Origin of the sequence: Oryzomonas rubra, assembly GCF_008369015.1 — a bacterium.
In the GTDB taxonomy this organism is placed as follows: domain Bacteria; phylum Desulfobacterota; class Desulfuromonadia; order Geobacterales; family Pseudopelobacteraceae; genus Oryzomonas; species Oryzomonas japonica.
The window spans coordinates 49,352-64,078 of record NZ_SRSD01000001.1 but is presented as its reverse complement, the minus strand read 5'-3'; the positions used below and the strand labels follow the sequence as shown (position 1 = coordinate 64,078).

13 protein-coding genes are annotated in these 14,727 nt (G+C 57.5%); 3 read left to right on the top strand and 10 right to left on the bottom strand.

Annotated features, from left to right (window positions below; all coding sequences use genetic code 11):
* Positions 1–32 precede the first annotated feature (32 nt).
* From ET418_RS00280 to lepA, 10 genes are all read right to left on the bottom strand, one after another.
* Complete coding sequence (locus ET418_RS00280) at positions 33–578, bottom strand: 2-oxoacid:acceptor oxidoreductase family protein (protein WP_149305576.1); 546 nt, start codon at positions 576–578, stop codon at positions 33–35.
* Between the two features lie 28 nt (positions 579–606).
* Positions 607–1,422: a 2-oxoacid:ferredoxin oxidoreductase subunit beta gene (locus ET418_RS00275; RefSeq protein WP_149305575.1), complete on the bottom strand. Its 816-nt coding sequence runs from the start codon at positions 1,420–1,422 to the stop codon at positions 607–609.
* 2 nt (positions 1,423–1,424) lie between these two features.
* A complete protein-coding gene (locus tag ET418_RS00270; protein ID WP_149305574.1) occupies positions 1,425–2,558 on the bottom strand; it encodes a 2-oxoacid:acceptor oxidoreductase subunit alpha in 1,134 nt (377 codons plus the stop codon).
* A 20-nt stretch (positions 2,559–2,578) separates the two neighbouring features.
* Positions 2,579–2,776, bottom strand: a complete 198-nt coding sequence (locus ET418_RS00265; RefSeq protein WP_149210461.1) for a 4Fe-4S binding protein — start codon at positions 2,774–2,776, stop codon at positions 2,579–2,581.
* A gap of 119 nt (positions 2,777–2,895) precedes the next feature.
* Positions 2,896–3,849 (bottom strand): malate dehydrogenase, encoded by a 954-nt coding sequence (mdh, locus tag ET418_RS00260; RefSeq protein WP_149305573.1) that lies wholly within the window; start codon positions 3,847–3,849, stop codon positions 2,896–2,898.
* A gap of 44 nt (positions 3,850–3,893) precedes the next feature.
* Positions 3,894–6,119 (bottom strand): NADP-dependent isocitrate dehydrogenase, encoded by a 2,226-nt coding sequence (locus tag ET418_RS00255; protein ID WP_149305572.1) that lies wholly within the window; start codon positions 6,117–6,119, stop codon positions 3,894–3,896.
* A gap of 272 nt (positions 6,120–6,391) precedes the next feature.
* Complete coding sequence (locus tag ET418_RS00250) at positions 6,392–6,991, bottom strand: LysM peptidoglycan-binding domain-containing protein (protein WP_246152881.1); 600 nt, start codon at positions 6,989–6,991, stop codon at positions 6,392–6,394.
* Positions 6,992–7,099: 108 nt separating this feature from the next.
* Positions 7,100–8,884, bottom strand: coding sequence for an aspartate--tRNA ligase (gene aspS, locus ET418_RS00245; protein ID WP_149305570.1), 1,785 nt, complete (start codon positions 8,882–8,884; stop codon positions 7,100–7,102).
* 225 nt (positions 8,885–9,109) lie between these two features.
* Complete coding sequence (gene lepB, locus ET418_RS00240; protein WP_149305569.1) at positions 9,110–9,796, bottom strand: signal peptidase I; 687 nt, start codon at positions 9,794–9,796, stop codon at positions 9,110–9,112.
* A 27-nt stretch (positions 9,797–9,823) separates the two neighbouring features.
* On the bottom strand, positions 9,824–11,626 hold the full coding sequence (gene lepA / locus ET418_RS00235) for a translation elongation factor 4 (RefSeq protein WP_149305568.1): 1,803 nt from the start codon (positions 11,624–11,626) through the stop codon (positions 9,824–9,826).
* Positions 11,627–11,982: 356 nt separating this feature from the next.
* Here lepA and xseA point away from each other — a divergent pair, with 356 nt between their 5' ends.
* From xseA to ET418_RS00220, 3 genes are all read left to right on the top strand, one after another.
* Positions 11,983–13,323: an exodeoxyribonuclease VII large subunit gene (gene xseA, locus ET418_RS00230; RefSeq protein ID WP_149305567.1), complete on the top strand. Its 1,341-nt coding sequence runs from the start codon at positions 11,983–11,985 to the stop codon at positions 13,321–13,323.
* A gap of 69 nt (positions 13,324–13,392) precedes the next feature.
* Positions 13,393–13,620, top strand: coding sequence for an exodeoxyribonuclease VII small subunit (locus ET418_RS00225; protein WP_149305566.1), 228 nt, complete (start codon positions 13,393–13,395; stop codon positions 13,618–13,620).
* A 126-nt stretch (positions 13,621–13,746) separates the two neighbouring features.
* The gene (locus ET418_RS00220) at positions 13,747–14,640 is read left to right on the top strand and encodes a polyprenyl synthetase family protein (protein ID WP_149305565.1); all 894 of its coding nucleotides are present in this window, start codon (positions 13,747–13,749) and stop codon (positions 14,638–14,640) included.
* Positions 14,641–14,727 lie beyond the last annotated feature (87 nt).

Genomic DNA, 14,727 nt, shown 5'->3' with positions numbered 1-14,727 from the left:
TTTTATAGTGTGGGACTGCTCACACGTTAGCTTTAGACCTTGGCGGCCAGAGCCTTTTCGTAGCCCATGCTGAAGGCCTTTTTGTTCAGTTCCAGGAACGCCTCGGGAACGCTGGAGAGTACGGCCTTCTCCGCGTTTTCCCGGCTTACCTGGCCGGTCAGGGCAACCATGGCGCCCAGGGCGACGATATTGGCGACGATCTCGCGACCCACCTCGTTCTTGGCGGTGTTGATGATCGGAAAGGCCACGGTCTTGAAATTGCCTTTAGGCAGCGTCGTGACCAGATCGGAGTCAACTAGCAGGACGCCCCCGTCCTTGAGGTCATGGGAGTACTTGTTACAGGCCTCCTGGGTCATGGCCAGCAGTGCGTCGCACGCGGTAACCTTGGGGTAGTCGATCGGTCCGTCGGAGATGATAACCTCCGACTTGGATGCGCCGCCGCGGGCCTCAGGGCCGTAACTCTGGGACTGGACGGCCTGTTTCCCTTCGTAGATGGAGGCGGCTTTTGCCATAATGATCCCGGCGGTGATCAGCCCCTGTCCGCCTGCGCCGGAAAATCTGAGTTCATATCTGGACATTCTCTATCGCTCCTTTTTCCTGTAATGATTACTTGGCCTGGGCGCGCTCGATCACCTTGGCATACTCGGCGGTGTACTCCGGCTTTTCTTCCTTGTAGAGGACACCGGTAAGGACCTTGCCCTGCAACTGCTCGGCGGTCATTTTTTCGGCGGCCTTGACCGGAACGGAGGTTTCCTTGAGATGGTTCATCATCTCGATGACCGATTTGAACTTGTTGCGGCGACCGTAGGTGGTCGGGCAGTCGTCCAAGATCTCCACCACGGAGAAGCCTTTGTGCTGAATGGCTTCAGCGATCAGTTTATCGATCTGCGTAGCGTGGTAGGCGGTGCCGCGGGCCACGAAAGTTGCGCCGGCGCCGATGGCCAGTTTGGCGATATCGAAGGGGGGATCAGGGTTGCCGTAGGGGGTCGTGGATGCCTTGGCGCCGGTCGGCGTGGCGGGGGAGAACTGGCCGCCGGTCATGCCGTAAATCTTGTTGTTGAGGATGATATAGGTCATGTCGATATTGCGGCGGCAGGCGTGGATGAAATGGTTGCCGCCGATGGCGGTGCCGTCGCCGTCACCACCCACCAGGATTACATTCATCTCTGGTTTGGCCATCTTGACGCCCGTGGCGAAAGCCGCAGCGCGGCCATGGGCGGTATGCAGGGTGCAGCAGTCCATATAGCCGGGAAGACGGGACGCACAACCGATGCCGGAGACAATGGCGGTGTTTTTGGTATCCAGCTGCAGCGAATCAATCGCCCGGATGAGCCCCTTCATGACGATGCCGTGGCCGCAGCCGGGGCACCAGATGTGGGGCAATTTGCCGGGACGAATATACTTATCGTAATCAAAAGCCATGGTTATTTAACCTCCTTGATCTTCGCGACAATCTGATCGGGATTGATCGGCTCACCGTCAACGCGGAAGATGCCGAGGACCGGAACCTTCCCCTGGGCGCATCGTTCGACCTCTCCGGCGCACATGCCCAGGTTCATCTCCGGGGTTACGAAACCCTTGACCTTGCCGGCCAGGGCCTTGATCTGCTTGTCCGGGAACGGCCAGAAGGTCTTGATGCGGAACATGCCGGCCTTGATGCCCTGCTCGCGGGCCGCATTGACGGCATAGCGGGCGGAGCGGGAGGTGGAGCCGTAGGCAATGACCACAACCTCGGCGTCATCCAGCAGGTATTCCTCGAAGGTGACGATGTCGTCCACGCTGGCGTTAACCTTGCGGACCTGACGTTCCTCTTCGGCCTGGACAATCTCGGCTTTGGTGGTGGGGAAACCGTCCTGCATCTTATTGAGGCCGGTGACATGAAACTTGTAGCCGGTGCCGTACGAGGCCAGGGGCGGCACATCGCCGAAGCTGGTGTCGTAGGGCTTGTACTGCTCGGGGGGTACGGTTGGCGCCTTGCGGGGCACGACCTCGATCTCGCCCTTCTCGGGGAACACAATACGCTCACGCATGTGGGCCACGATCTCGTCCGGCATGACCATGACCGGCGTGCGGTACTTTTCGGAGAGGTTGAAGGCGCGAATAGTCTCTTCGTAGGTTTCCTGCACCGAAGCCGGCACCAGCAAGATGGCCGGGTGATCGCCGTGGGTGCCCCACTTGGCTGCCATCACGTCCGACTGGCTCGGTCCGGTGGGCATACCGGTGGAGGGGCCGCCACGCATGACGTTGTAGATAACGCAAGGAATCTCGGCGATGCATCCGTAGCCGATCAGTTCCTGCTTGAGGGAAAGACCGGGGCCGGAGGTGGCGGTCAGAACCTTGGAACCGGCCAGGGAGGCGCCCAAGATGGCCGCCATGGCGCCGATCTCATCCTCCATCTGGATGAATTTGCCGCCCAGCTTGGGAAGTTCCAAGGAACAAACTTCCGCGACCTCTGTCGAGGGTGTGATCGGGTATCCGGCGAAAAAGTTGCAGCCGGCGTAGATGGCGCCGTGGGCTGCGGCCTCGTTACCCTGAAGAAACGCTACTTTTTTTGCCACTGTTCATTCCTCCCGTAAAATTAGTCGGTTATAACCTTTATTGCGAAATCGGGGCACCTTAGTTCGCACTGCATGCACTTGATGCAGGCTTCCAGGTTCTTGACGGAGGCGACAAAGCCCTTCATCTCAAGAACCTTGGTGGGGCAGAATTCCACACAGATATGGCACCCCTTGCAGTACTTTTCGATAATCTCGATCTTTGGCAGTGTTTTTTCCATCTGGAAAGACTCCTTTATTCCGTAGTAAATAGTGTGAAATATCAGGCCAAATGTGGCAAAAGAAGGGCGCTAGCCCTTCTTTTGCATTTCCAAACAAGAGCCTGACTCGCTTCCGAGAACTATTTGAGGCTGTCGACCAGGCTTTTGACCGCAGCGACAGACTTGTCCATCATTGCCTGCTCTTCAGCATCAAGGGCAAACTCCAGGATATTTTCCACGCCATTGGAACCGAGGACCGCCGGTACGCCGACGTAGTAGCCTTTGACGCCATACTCGCCCTGCAGGAAGCAGCAGGTGGGCAGCACGCGTTTTTGGTCCTTGAGGATCGATTCGGCCATGGAAATGGCCGCGGAGGCGGGGGAGTAAAATGCCGAACCGGTCTTGAGCAGGGCCACGACTTCGCCGCCGGCGCCGCGGGTGCGCTTGACCATGGCCTCCATGACTTCCTTGGCCTTGGCCTTATCCTTGTATTTACGCTCAAGGAGTTCCAGGACCGGGATACCTTTAACGCTGGCATAGCGAACCAGCGGCACCATGTCGTCGCCGTGGCCGCCCAGGGTCATGGCGGTGACGTCCTTCACGGACACACCCAATTCCCAGGCGATGAAGGCTTCGAAACGGGCGGAGTCGAGCACGCCGGCCTGGCCGATGACGCGATTGTAGGGGAAACCGGTGATGCGCTGCAGCAGGGTAACCATGGCATCCAGCGGGTTGGAGATGACGATCACGAAGGAGTTGGGGGCGTACTGTTTGATCCCCTCGCCAACGCTCGCGATGATCTTGGAATTGACTTCGATCAGGTCGTCACGGCTCATGCCCGGCTTGCGGGGGAGGCCCGCAGTAACGATGACCACATCGGATCCGGCGATATCCTTGTAATCGTTGGTGCCTTTCAGCTCGACATCGAAACCGTCAATCGGAGAAGCCTCAGCGATATCGAGGCACTTGCCCTGGGGCAACCCTTCGACGATATCAAACAGGACCACATCGCCCAGTTCACGCAGAGCCGCCAGTTGAGCAAGAACGCCACCGATCTGTCCACCACCAATAAGAGCAATCTTTTTCCGTGCCATACTGTTTTCCTCCTCGAATATTTTTGTTCTGCTTCTTAATCCCTTTAGGCAATGGCGTCCACTATTGCGTTTAAGGTTGCGCTGGGACGCATTGCCTTTTCCGTCTTAGCCGGGTCCGGCTGATAATAGCCGCCGATATCCTGCGGTTTTCCCTGGGCACCGATCAACTCCTCGTTAATCTTTGCCTCATTTTCCTTAAGTTGCTGCGCTACCTTGGCAAAACGCGCCGCGAGCTCCTTGTCCTTGGTCTGCTCTGCCAATGCTTCAGCCCAGTACATTGCCAGGTAAAAATGACTGCCTCTGTTATCAATCTGACCAACCTTACGGGCCGGGTTCTTGTTGTTTTCAAGGAACTTGGTATTTGCCTGATCAAGCGTATCGGCCAGGAGCTGGGCTTTCTCATTCTTGAAGGTGCTGGCCAGATGCTCCAGCGACACCCCCAGCGCCAGGAATTCACCGAGTGAATCCCAGCGCAAGTACCCTTCCTGTAGAAACTGCTGGACATGCTTGGGTGCCGAGCCGCCGGCTCCGGTCTCGAAGAGGCCGCCACCAGCCAGAAGCGGGACAATCGAGAGCATTTTCGCGCTGGTACCCAGTTCAAGAATCGGAAACAGGTCGGTCAGATAATCCCTCAAGGCATTTCCGGTGACGGAGATGGTATCCTGGCCGGCTTTTGCCCGGGGAAGCGTGAAGCGCATGGCATCCACCGGAGTCATGATATGGATTTCGAGGCCGCTGGTATCGTGGTCTTTCAGGTATTTGTTGACCTTTTCGATCATCTGGGCATCATGGGCCCTATTTTTGTCCAGCCAGAACACAGCCGGCGCCCCGGTTGCCCGCGCCCGTTTTACCGCCAGCTTGACCCAATCCTGGATCGGCAGGTCTTTTGCCTGGCAACCGCGCCAGATATCCCCTGCCTCCACGGTATGCTGCATCAACACTTCGCCGGATTCATCAACAACGCGCACCGTGCCATCTGCAGGGACCTTGAAGGTCTTGTCGTGAGAGCCGTACTCTTCCGCCTTTTGTGCCATGAGCCCCACATTGGAGACAGAACCCATGGTGGTCGGATCGAATTGACCGTTTTTCCTGCAGAAATCGATGCACTCCTGATACCACTCCGAATAGCAGGTATCCGGGATCACGCATTTTACGTCGTGCAGTTTTCCGTCCGGCCCCCACATCCCACCGGAGTCGCGAATGACGACCGGCATGGAGGCATCGATGATGATATCGTTACTTGCATGCAGATTGGTGATGCCCTTGTCCGAATCCACCATCGCCAGCGCAGGCCGTTTTTTGTAGACTTCCTGAATATCCGCTTCTATCTCGGCCCGTTTGGTTTCCGGCAACTTCTGAATCTTCAAATACAGGTCACCCATGCCAAGATCCGGATTAACCCCGAGCTCTTTAAAGGTGGCCGCATGTTTTTCGAATACATCTTTATAGTAGACGGAGACAAAATGGCCGAACATGATGGGATCGGAGATCTTCATCATGGTTGCCTTGAGGTGCACGGAGAACAACACACCCTTTGCTTTAGCATCCTCTATCTGCTCTTCGATGAATTTACGCAGGGCGCGGGCACTCATGAACGAACCATCGAACACTTCACCCGCCTGAAGAGGCAGTTTTTCTTTCAGAACCGTGACCTTGCCGGCCTGGTCCACATGCTCGATTTTCACATTGCCGGCTTTTTTCATGGTAATGGATTTTTCGCTATGATAAAAATCCCCGGCATTCATATGAGCAACATGTGTCTTTGAGTCCGCGCTCCATGCACCCATTTTATGCGGATGTTTCTTGGCATATTCCTTAACCGCGCGCGCCGATCTCCTGTCGGAGTTACCTTCTCTCAAAACAGGGTTTACGGCACTCCCCAGGCACTTGGCATAGCGAGCGTGAAGCGTTTTTTCCGCATCTGTTTTCGGCTCTTCAGGGTAGTCCGGAATATTGTAACCCTTTTCCTGTAATTCCTTGATAGCGGCCTTCAATTGTGGGATCGAAGCACTGACGTTGGGCAACTTGATGATATTGGCTTCCGGTTTCTGGGTAAGCGCCCCCAACTCTGCCAAATAATCAGGCATCTTCTGGCTTTCCGTCAGGTTTTCCGGGAAATTGGCGATAATCCTTCCTGCAACAGAGATGTCCCTTGTTTCAACGACAACGCCGGCCGCCTTGGTGAAGGCATTGACGATGGGAAGCAAAGAGTAAGTTGCCAGTGCGGGTGCCTCATCGATTTTCGACCAAATAATTTTTTGTGTCGTCATTGCGTGTTCCTCTCCTTAGTTTTTTATCGTTACCGGAAACATTCGCATACGGTGCGGGCCAGGTATCGATTTCCCCCCTGGACGATAGTCAACGGTTTACGGCAACCGCATCCCCCCAAATAGGCCATAAAATTATAACCTATTGGTATTACAATACTTAATACGGAACACTAATTTTGTATACAGTATACAAAAGGTATTTGACTGTCAAGAAAAAACTACCTGTTGTTTCGACTGCTTTGCGAATTAAATTGCTGCGTAATAATGTTGTTTTATTTTTTACCGGAATAACGGCGTGCCTCGACGGCATCGTCATGGGAGAAGTGGCGCGGAATGGTGAGCACCTGCCCCGGCCAGAGCCGCTTAGGGTCGCGTATCTGGTCACGATTGGCACGGTAAATGAGGGGCCAGAGTGAAACATCATTGTAGATTTCAGTTCTTCCGGCAATTTGCGGAAGGGTTTCGCCACGGCGAACCGTGTAGGCGGAAGGGAGCGAAACGGGCGGCTCCTTTGAAGCGGCTTTCGCTCTGGCCGCCGCAGCCTCGGCGGCGGCCTTCAAGCGATTGCGTTCCTGCAGGCGGGCCTCTGCCTGGGCTGCTTCGCGTTGAAGCCGTTCTTCCTCGGCGCGAGCCGCACGTTCGGCCGCCTGCCGCCTCGCCTCTTCCTCTGCTTCCCTTTTCAGCCGTTGCAATTCGGCTTTCAGCAGATCGCCCTTTTGCAGGGCCAGAAGATAATAGGCATCAGCCTCCCTGTCATTTTTCTGCACCTGCAGCACCGCCTCACCATGCTCGAAGGTCTCGACGATGTTGCGATACTCCACCGGGAATTGGCGCGGGCCGCCATGAGGGGACAGTTCGTCCACCAGGGCCATGGCCTGCAGGCGCCAAGACGGCGGCGGCGCCTGCGTGGCACATGCGGCGACAAGACAGCAACATACGAGGAGCAGTATGGCGGTGGGCCAGCGCACCATTACGGTTCGCTATGCCGGTTTTTCCGCCAACTTGATCCCAAGCTCGCGGAGTTGTTTGGTATCCACCGTCGAGGGAGCTTCCGACATCAGGCAGGCCCCTTTCTGGGTTTTGGGGAACGCGATGACGTCGCGGATGGAGTCACTGCCGGTCAGCAACATGATCAGGCGGTCCATGCCGAAGGCGATACCGCCGTGGGGCGGCGTACCGTAGTCGAGCGCATCCAGCAGGAAACCGAACTTGGCGCGTTTGTCCTCCTCGGAGTGGCCGAGCATCTTGAACATCAGCGACTGGACCTCTTCCTGATGAATCCTGATGGAGCCGCCGCCGATCTCGTTGCCGTTGAGCACCAGGTCGTAGGCCTTGGCGCGGCAGCGGCCCGGGTCCGATTCCACGTACTCCACGTCTTCGTCCATCGGCGCGGTGAAGGGGTGGTGCACCGCAGCCCACCGTTTCTCGTCCTCATCCCACTCCAGGAGCGGAAAGTCGGTTATCCAGACGAAACGGTAGTCATCCTTGCTGGTGAGCTTGAGAATCCCGGCCAGGTGGTTGCGCAACTTGCCGAGAGAGTCGTGGACCACCTTGGGCTTATCGGCCACGAAGAACAGCAGGTCGCCCTCCTCGGCGCCAAAGGAGGTATTCATGACGGCAATCTCTTCCGGCGTAAAGAACTTGGCAATGGGAGAGTGCCACTCACCACCCTCGAACTTGACGTAAGCCAACCCCTTGGCGCCATAGATCTTGACGAACTCGGTCAGGTCGTCGATCTCCTTGCGGGAAAAGGTGGCGCACCCCTTGGCATTGATTCCCTTGATGATGCCCCCCTTGGCCGCCACATCGGCAAAGACCTTGAAGCCGGAACCCTTGACCAGATCGGTCAGGTCGCACAGTTCCATACCGAAGCGCATATCCGGGTTATCCACGCCAAAACGGCGGATGGACTCGGCATAGGTGATCCGCTCCACCGGCAGCCGGACATCGACCCCCTTAGCTTCCTTGAAGATGCGGGCGATCAACCCTTCCATGATAGTGATGATATCCTCGCGATCGATAAAGGACATCTCGCAGTCGATCTGGGTGAACTCGGGCTGGCGGTCGGCCCGCAGATCCTCGTCACGGAAGCAGCGCACCACCTGAAAATAGCGGTCAAAGCCGGAGATCATCAGAATCTGTTTGAAGATCTGGGGGGATTGGGGCAAAGCATAGAAAGTGCCCTGGTTGATGCGGGACGGCACCAGGAAGTCGCGGGCACCCTCCGGCGTCGATTTGGTCAGGAAGGGCGTTTCCAATTCGATAAATCCATTTTCCGTCAGATATGAACGAGTTAGCTGTGCAACCTTCGAGCGAAGGATCAAGTTATTCTGGAGTTGGGGACGGCGCAGGTCCAGGTAGCGGTGTTTGAGACGGATATTCTCGTTCGCCTCGCTGAATTCGTCCAGCATGAAGGGGAGCGGCTTGGAACGGTTGAGCAGCTTGCATTCGGTGACCCGGATCTCCACCTCGCCGGTCTTCATGGTAGGATTGACCGTGCCTTCCGGCCGCGGGATGACCTTGCCCTTTATCGCCAGGACAAACTCGCTGCGTACCGATTCCGCCACGCCGTGGGCCGGAGCAGACACCTCGGGATCGAAGACGATCTGGGCAATCCCCTCCCGGTCGCGCAGGTCGATGAAGATCAAACCGCCATGGTCCCGGCGACGCAGGGCCCAGCCCATCAGAATCACCTCGGAGCCGATATCGGCGGCGCGCAAATCGCCGCAGTAATGCGTCCGTTTCCAGCTTCCCAACGTGTCCATATCTCAATCCTCCATTCAAAGTATTCTTAAAAGCGCCTGCAACAGGGGCGCAGGAACAGCATGAAACCAGTCTCTACAACCGGAACCGCAAAATTTTCCACCACGGAGGAATCAAAAACAAAAACAGAGGTTTACCATGAAAAGCCTTGTGAGCCTGGTTTTCTCTGCCTTTGTCTGTCCTCTGTGTCTCCGTGGCAGATTATGGTTTTCGTTTTCGTCTTGAAATCAGTTTATCAGTTTCCCGATGCTGCCGAAACGGGGCCTAAATTTATCCTTGTCCCACGACCAGTACTTGATGAACGCCAAGCCCTTGATCTTGTCCCGACTCACAAAGCCCCAGAAACGGCTGTCATAGGAGCGGTCGCGGTTGTCCCCCATCATGAAATACGAGTTGGGCGGCACCGTGACCGGACCAAAGGTGTCCCGCGGATTCATCTCCTTGGGAACGACATCCTTTTCCTTGTGCACCTCATGGGGGTTCTCGTAGGGCTTGCCGTTGACGAAGACCTTTTTGTCCTTGCCCTCAATCACATCGCCCGGTGTGCCGATAACCCGCTTGATGAAATCCTTACTGGGGTCCTCGGGGTATTCGAAGACAATCACGTCGCCCCGACGCGGGTCGCGAAGCGTAAGCAGCCGTTTGTCGCTGAAGGGGAGCTTGGTGCCATAGATGAACTTATTGACGAGCAGATGATCTCCGATGGCCAGGGTGTCTTCCATGGACCCGGACGGGATCTTGAAGGCCTGCACCAAGTAGGTGCGGATGACCAACGCCAGGAGTAAGGCAATAATGATCGATTCGGCGTATTCGCGGATGATGCTCTTCTGCTTTACGTCCGGCGCAGAGGCATTGAGGGTTGGTTCTGCGGATGATGCGGATGGCTGCGGTGATATTTCGCTGTTGTCTTCCATTGGATGTTCCTTTGCGGAAATGAGAATTTATTTATCGTCCACCTTGAGAATCGCCAGAAACGCCTCTTGAGGGAGTTCCACGTTCCCGACGTTTTTCATACGCTTTTTACCTTCCTTCTGTTTCTCCAGGAGCTTGCGTTTGCGGGTGATGTCCCCGCCGTAACACTTGGCTAGCACGTCCTTACGCATGGCCTTGACCGTCTCGCGGGCAATGATCTTGTTGCCGATGGCCGCCTGGATGGCCACCTCGAACATCTGGCGCGGGATCAGCTCCTTCATCTTGGATACCAGATCGCGGCCGCGGAAATAGGCCTTATCCCGGTGAATGATCAGGGACAGGGCGTCCACCACCTCGCCGTTGATCATGATGTTCATCCTGACCAGTTCGCTGCGCCGGTAATCCAGGTGTTCGTAGTCCAGGGAGGCGTACCCCTTGGTGATGGATTTCAGCTTGTCATAGAAATCGAGCACGATCTCGTTCAGGGGCATTTCGTAAATGATCATGACCCTGGTGGGGGTCAGATACTTGATCTCCCGCTGCACGCCGCGCTTTTCCTCGCACAGGGCCAGCACGCCACCGACGAATTCGTTGGGCACGTGGATATGGGCAAGGATGAACGGTTCTTCCAGGTAATCCACATATTGTGGCTCGGGGAGCAGGTTGGCGCTCTCGATGGTGACCACCTCGCCGGTGACGCGATGGACCTTGTACACAACCGTCGGTGCGGTGGTGATCAGGTCCAGGCCGAATTCCCGTTCCAGCCGTTCCTGGATGATTTCCATATGCAGCAGTCCCAGAAAACCGCACCGATAACCGAACCCCAGGGCGACAGAGGTCTCCGGCTCGTAGGAAAAGGATGAGTCGTTCAGCTTGAGCTTGGCCAGGGCGTCGCGCAACTGTTCGTATTGGGCCGTATCGATGGGGTACAGGCCCGAGAATACCATCGGCTTGACCTCTTTGAAGCCAGCAAGCGCCCGTTCGCACTGTCGGTTCAGCAGGGTCACCGTATCACCCACCTTGGCGTCGGCCACATCCTTGATACCGGCGATCACAAAGCCGACCTCGCCGGCGCTCAGTGCCGGGACCTCAAGCATCACCGGGGCGAACACCCCGACCTTGAGCGCCTCGTAGGAGCGGTTGGTGGACATGAGCTGGATCTTGTCGCCCTTTTTGAGGGTGCCCTCGAAGAGCCGTACCAGGATAATGACCCCCTGGTACTGGTCGTACCACGAATCGAACAGGAGCGCCTTGAGCGGCGCGGAGGGGTCCCCCGTGGGCGCAGGTATCTTCTTGACGATTTCTTCGAGGATCTCGTGGGTGCCGATCCCCTCTTTGGCGCTGGCCAGTACGGCGTCATGGGCATCAATGCCGATGATTTCCTCGATCTCCTGGATTACACGCTCCGGGTCGGCCGCGGGCAGGTCGATCTTGTTGAGGACCGGGAAGACCTCCAGATTATTATCCAGGGCCAGATAGACATTGGCCAGGGTCTGGGCCTCGACCCCCTGGGAGGCGTCAACCACCAGGAGCCCGCCTTCGCAGGCCGCCAAAGAGCGGGACACCTCGTAGGTGAAGTCCACATGGCCGGGGGTGTCGATCAGGTTGAGGACGTAATCGTTGCCGTCGTCGGCCCGGTAGTTGAGCCGAACGGTCTGGGCCTTGATGGTGATGCCCCGTTCACGTTCCAGATCCATCTTGTCCAGGAATTGATCCTGCTTTTCCCGGTCGGAAAGCGCACCGGTGTATTCCAGGAGTCGGTCGGCCAGGGTAGACTTACCGTGATCGATGTGGGCGATGATGGAAAAATTTCGTAGTCTGCTGATGGCCATAAATCCTTCGGTTATGCACACTAAAATGGAATTGTGAAGGATAGATAAATATGGCCTGAAAGTAAAGCGGAAAAGCCGGACCGCCGCCATTCCCGCGATGTCCGGGGGTTGACCCGCGCATGGGGCTGGCGCGTTACTCACCTGAAGCCGTGACGCGGGTGCCATAGTAGCCGGAAGAGCCGCAACCCGCACGTCGCCCGTATTGCGGCGAACCACTCACCCGCCGGTCCTCCGCCGGACGGTCGGCAATCATGATCCCAGAGGCAGAGGCCTTCCGGACAAGCGGAGGCATGGAGGCGCCCCGGATTCAGGTGATAGGGATTGACGCCGGAGTGCGCGGCGCTTAAGATACCCCCATGGATATCTTTGCCGAAAAAACCATCCTCACGGTCAGCCGCCTGACCGCCCTCATCCGGGGGGTGCTGGAGGATAACTTCGATCAGGTCTGGGTCGAGGGCGAGGTCTCCAATCTGTCCCTCCCCTCCTCCGGGCACCTCTATTTCACCCTCAAGGATTCCGGGGCCCAGGTGCGGTGCGTCATGTTCAAAAGTGCCGTAAAGAACCTGAAGTTCCGCCTTTCCGACGGCATGGGCCTGATCGTTAGGGGCCGCCTATCCGTCTACGACCAGCGCGGCGAATACCAGATCATCTGCGAATACCTGGAACCGGCCGGCGTCGGAGCCCTGCAGTTGGCCTTCATGCAACTCAAGGAGCTCCTGACCCGGGAGGGGCTTTTCGATGAGGTCCGCAAACGCCCCATGCCTCGTTTTCCCAAACGGGTGGGCGTGGTGACATCGCCGACCGGCGCCGCTATCCACGACATCCTCAATGTCCTCAAACGCCGCTTTGCATCGCTGGAGGTGGTGCTCTACCCGGTGCGCGTCCAGGGTGACGGCGCCGCCCGGGAGATCGCCGCAGCCATCGCCGACATGAACCGCCTGGGCGATGTGGACGTGCTGATCGTCGGCCGCGGCGGCGGCTCCCTGGAAGACCTGTGGGCGTTCAACGAAGAGGTCGTGGCGCGAGCCGTGCGCCGTTCCCGCATCCCAATCATCTCGGCTGTGGGGCACGAGACCGACTGGACCATCTGCGACTTTGCCGCCGACCTGCGTGCCCCCACCCCGTCTGCGGCCGCGGAACTGGTTTCCGCCAGTGCCGAGGAATTGCGCGGTCAGGTGGAGTCCCTGGCCCATCGCCTGCGTCTGGGAATCGAATCGTACCTGGCTGCCCGGGAATCACGGCTCGATCTGTTGCGACGGGCGCTCCACGACCCCACGACCCTGGTGGGACACTTGGCCCAGCGGGTGGACGACCTGACGGAGCGGCTTGCCTTAAGCCTGGAGAACGGCCTGATCCGGCGCAGAGAACAACTAAATCGTCTAAACCAATCGCTTTCATTCAGTAGCCCGATACATTTGATTGCCGATCGTCGGCAGCGCCTGCAACGGCTTGAGTCGGACGGCGAACGGCTGATACAATCGAAACTGGAGGTTCTCAAACTGGCTTTCGGAGAACAGGCCGCACGGCTGGAAGTACTCTCGCCGCTCTCCACCCTTGCCCGGGGGTACGCCATTGCCCGACGCTGTAAAGACGGCACGGTGGCCACCGACGCCGCGCAGCTTGCGGAGGGCGAACTGCTGAAGCTCAACTTCCGCCGCGGCACGGCCATATGCCGTATAGAGAGCCGGGAAGCGTGAATACTTGACCGTAGACAGCATATCTGTATAATGTCCCGATACTGAAAACGGGCAAAAAAAGGTTTTAACATGGCAACGGAAAAATTCGAGACGTCCCTAAAAAAGTTGGAAGAAATCGTCAAACGCCTGGAAGGCGGCTCAATTTCCCTGGAGGACTCCCTCAAGGCCTTCGAGGAGGGGGTCAAACACGCCGCCTTCTGTTCCCAAAAACTGGACGAGGCAGAGCGGCGGGTCGAGGTGTTGCTGAAACGCAAGGACGGGACCTTTGGCCGAGAGCCGTTCGAACCGGAAGAATAAAATCAAAGTCAAAACTTCTGCCACAGAGACACAACGCAGTTTCCCCGCTCCAGATACTTGCTTGCTCCTCTTCGGTTGGCTAGCTCGGCACCCGGGTGTCTCCGCGGCAAAAAAAGGACCGTAACCATGGATTTAAAAGCATACCTGAAAGAACAATGCATACGGGTTGACGTAGCCCTGGACCGCTTCCTGCCCAAAGAAACCGAGCTTCCCCACAACCTGCACAAGGCCATGCGCTACTCGGTCTTTGCCGGTGGCAAGCGGGTGCGGCCGATTCTGATGCTGGCCGCCTGCCAGGCGGTCGGCGGCGATACGGAGCGCGCCATACCGGCGGCCTGCGCCATGGAGATGATCCATACCTACTCCCTGATCCACGACGACCTGCCCGCCATGGACGACGACGATTTCCGGCGCGGGAACCCTACCAACCACAAGGTTTTTGGCGAGGCCATCGCCATCCTGGCCGGGGATGCCCTGCTGACCGAGGCTTTCAAGCTGGCCAGCGACCCGCGTCTCAACAGCGATGTACCGCCTGCCGCACGCCTGGCGGTCATCAACGAAATCGCGGTCTGCGCCGGCTCCCACGGCATGGTGGGCGGACAGGTCGTGGACATGGAGAGTGAAGGCAAGCCGGATATCGATCTGCCCATCGTGCAGTACATCCACACCCACAAAACCGGCGCCCTGATCAAGGCCTCGGTGGTTGCCGGCGCACTGTTAGGGGGAGCGGACGAGACAAAACTGGCTGCCGTCAAACGATACGGCGAGGCTGCCGGGCTGGCCTTCCAGATCGCCGACGACATCCTGGATATCGAGGGCACCACCGAGGAGATCGGCAAGGATGCAGGCAGCGACGAGGCCCGCGGCAAGGCGACCTATCCGGCGGTAATGGGCTTGCCGGCGGCCAAGGCAGAAGCCCGGACCATGATGGACGAGGCCATGGCCGCCTTGGAAATCTTTGGCCCCGAGGCGGATCCGCTACGGAACATCGCCCAGTATATCGTCAACAGGAAGAACTGAAACGGGAAGTGTTCACCACGGAGGACACGGAGGAAAGACACAAACCATTTACAGGGATGAACAGGATGCACAAAGGCAATTTTAAAA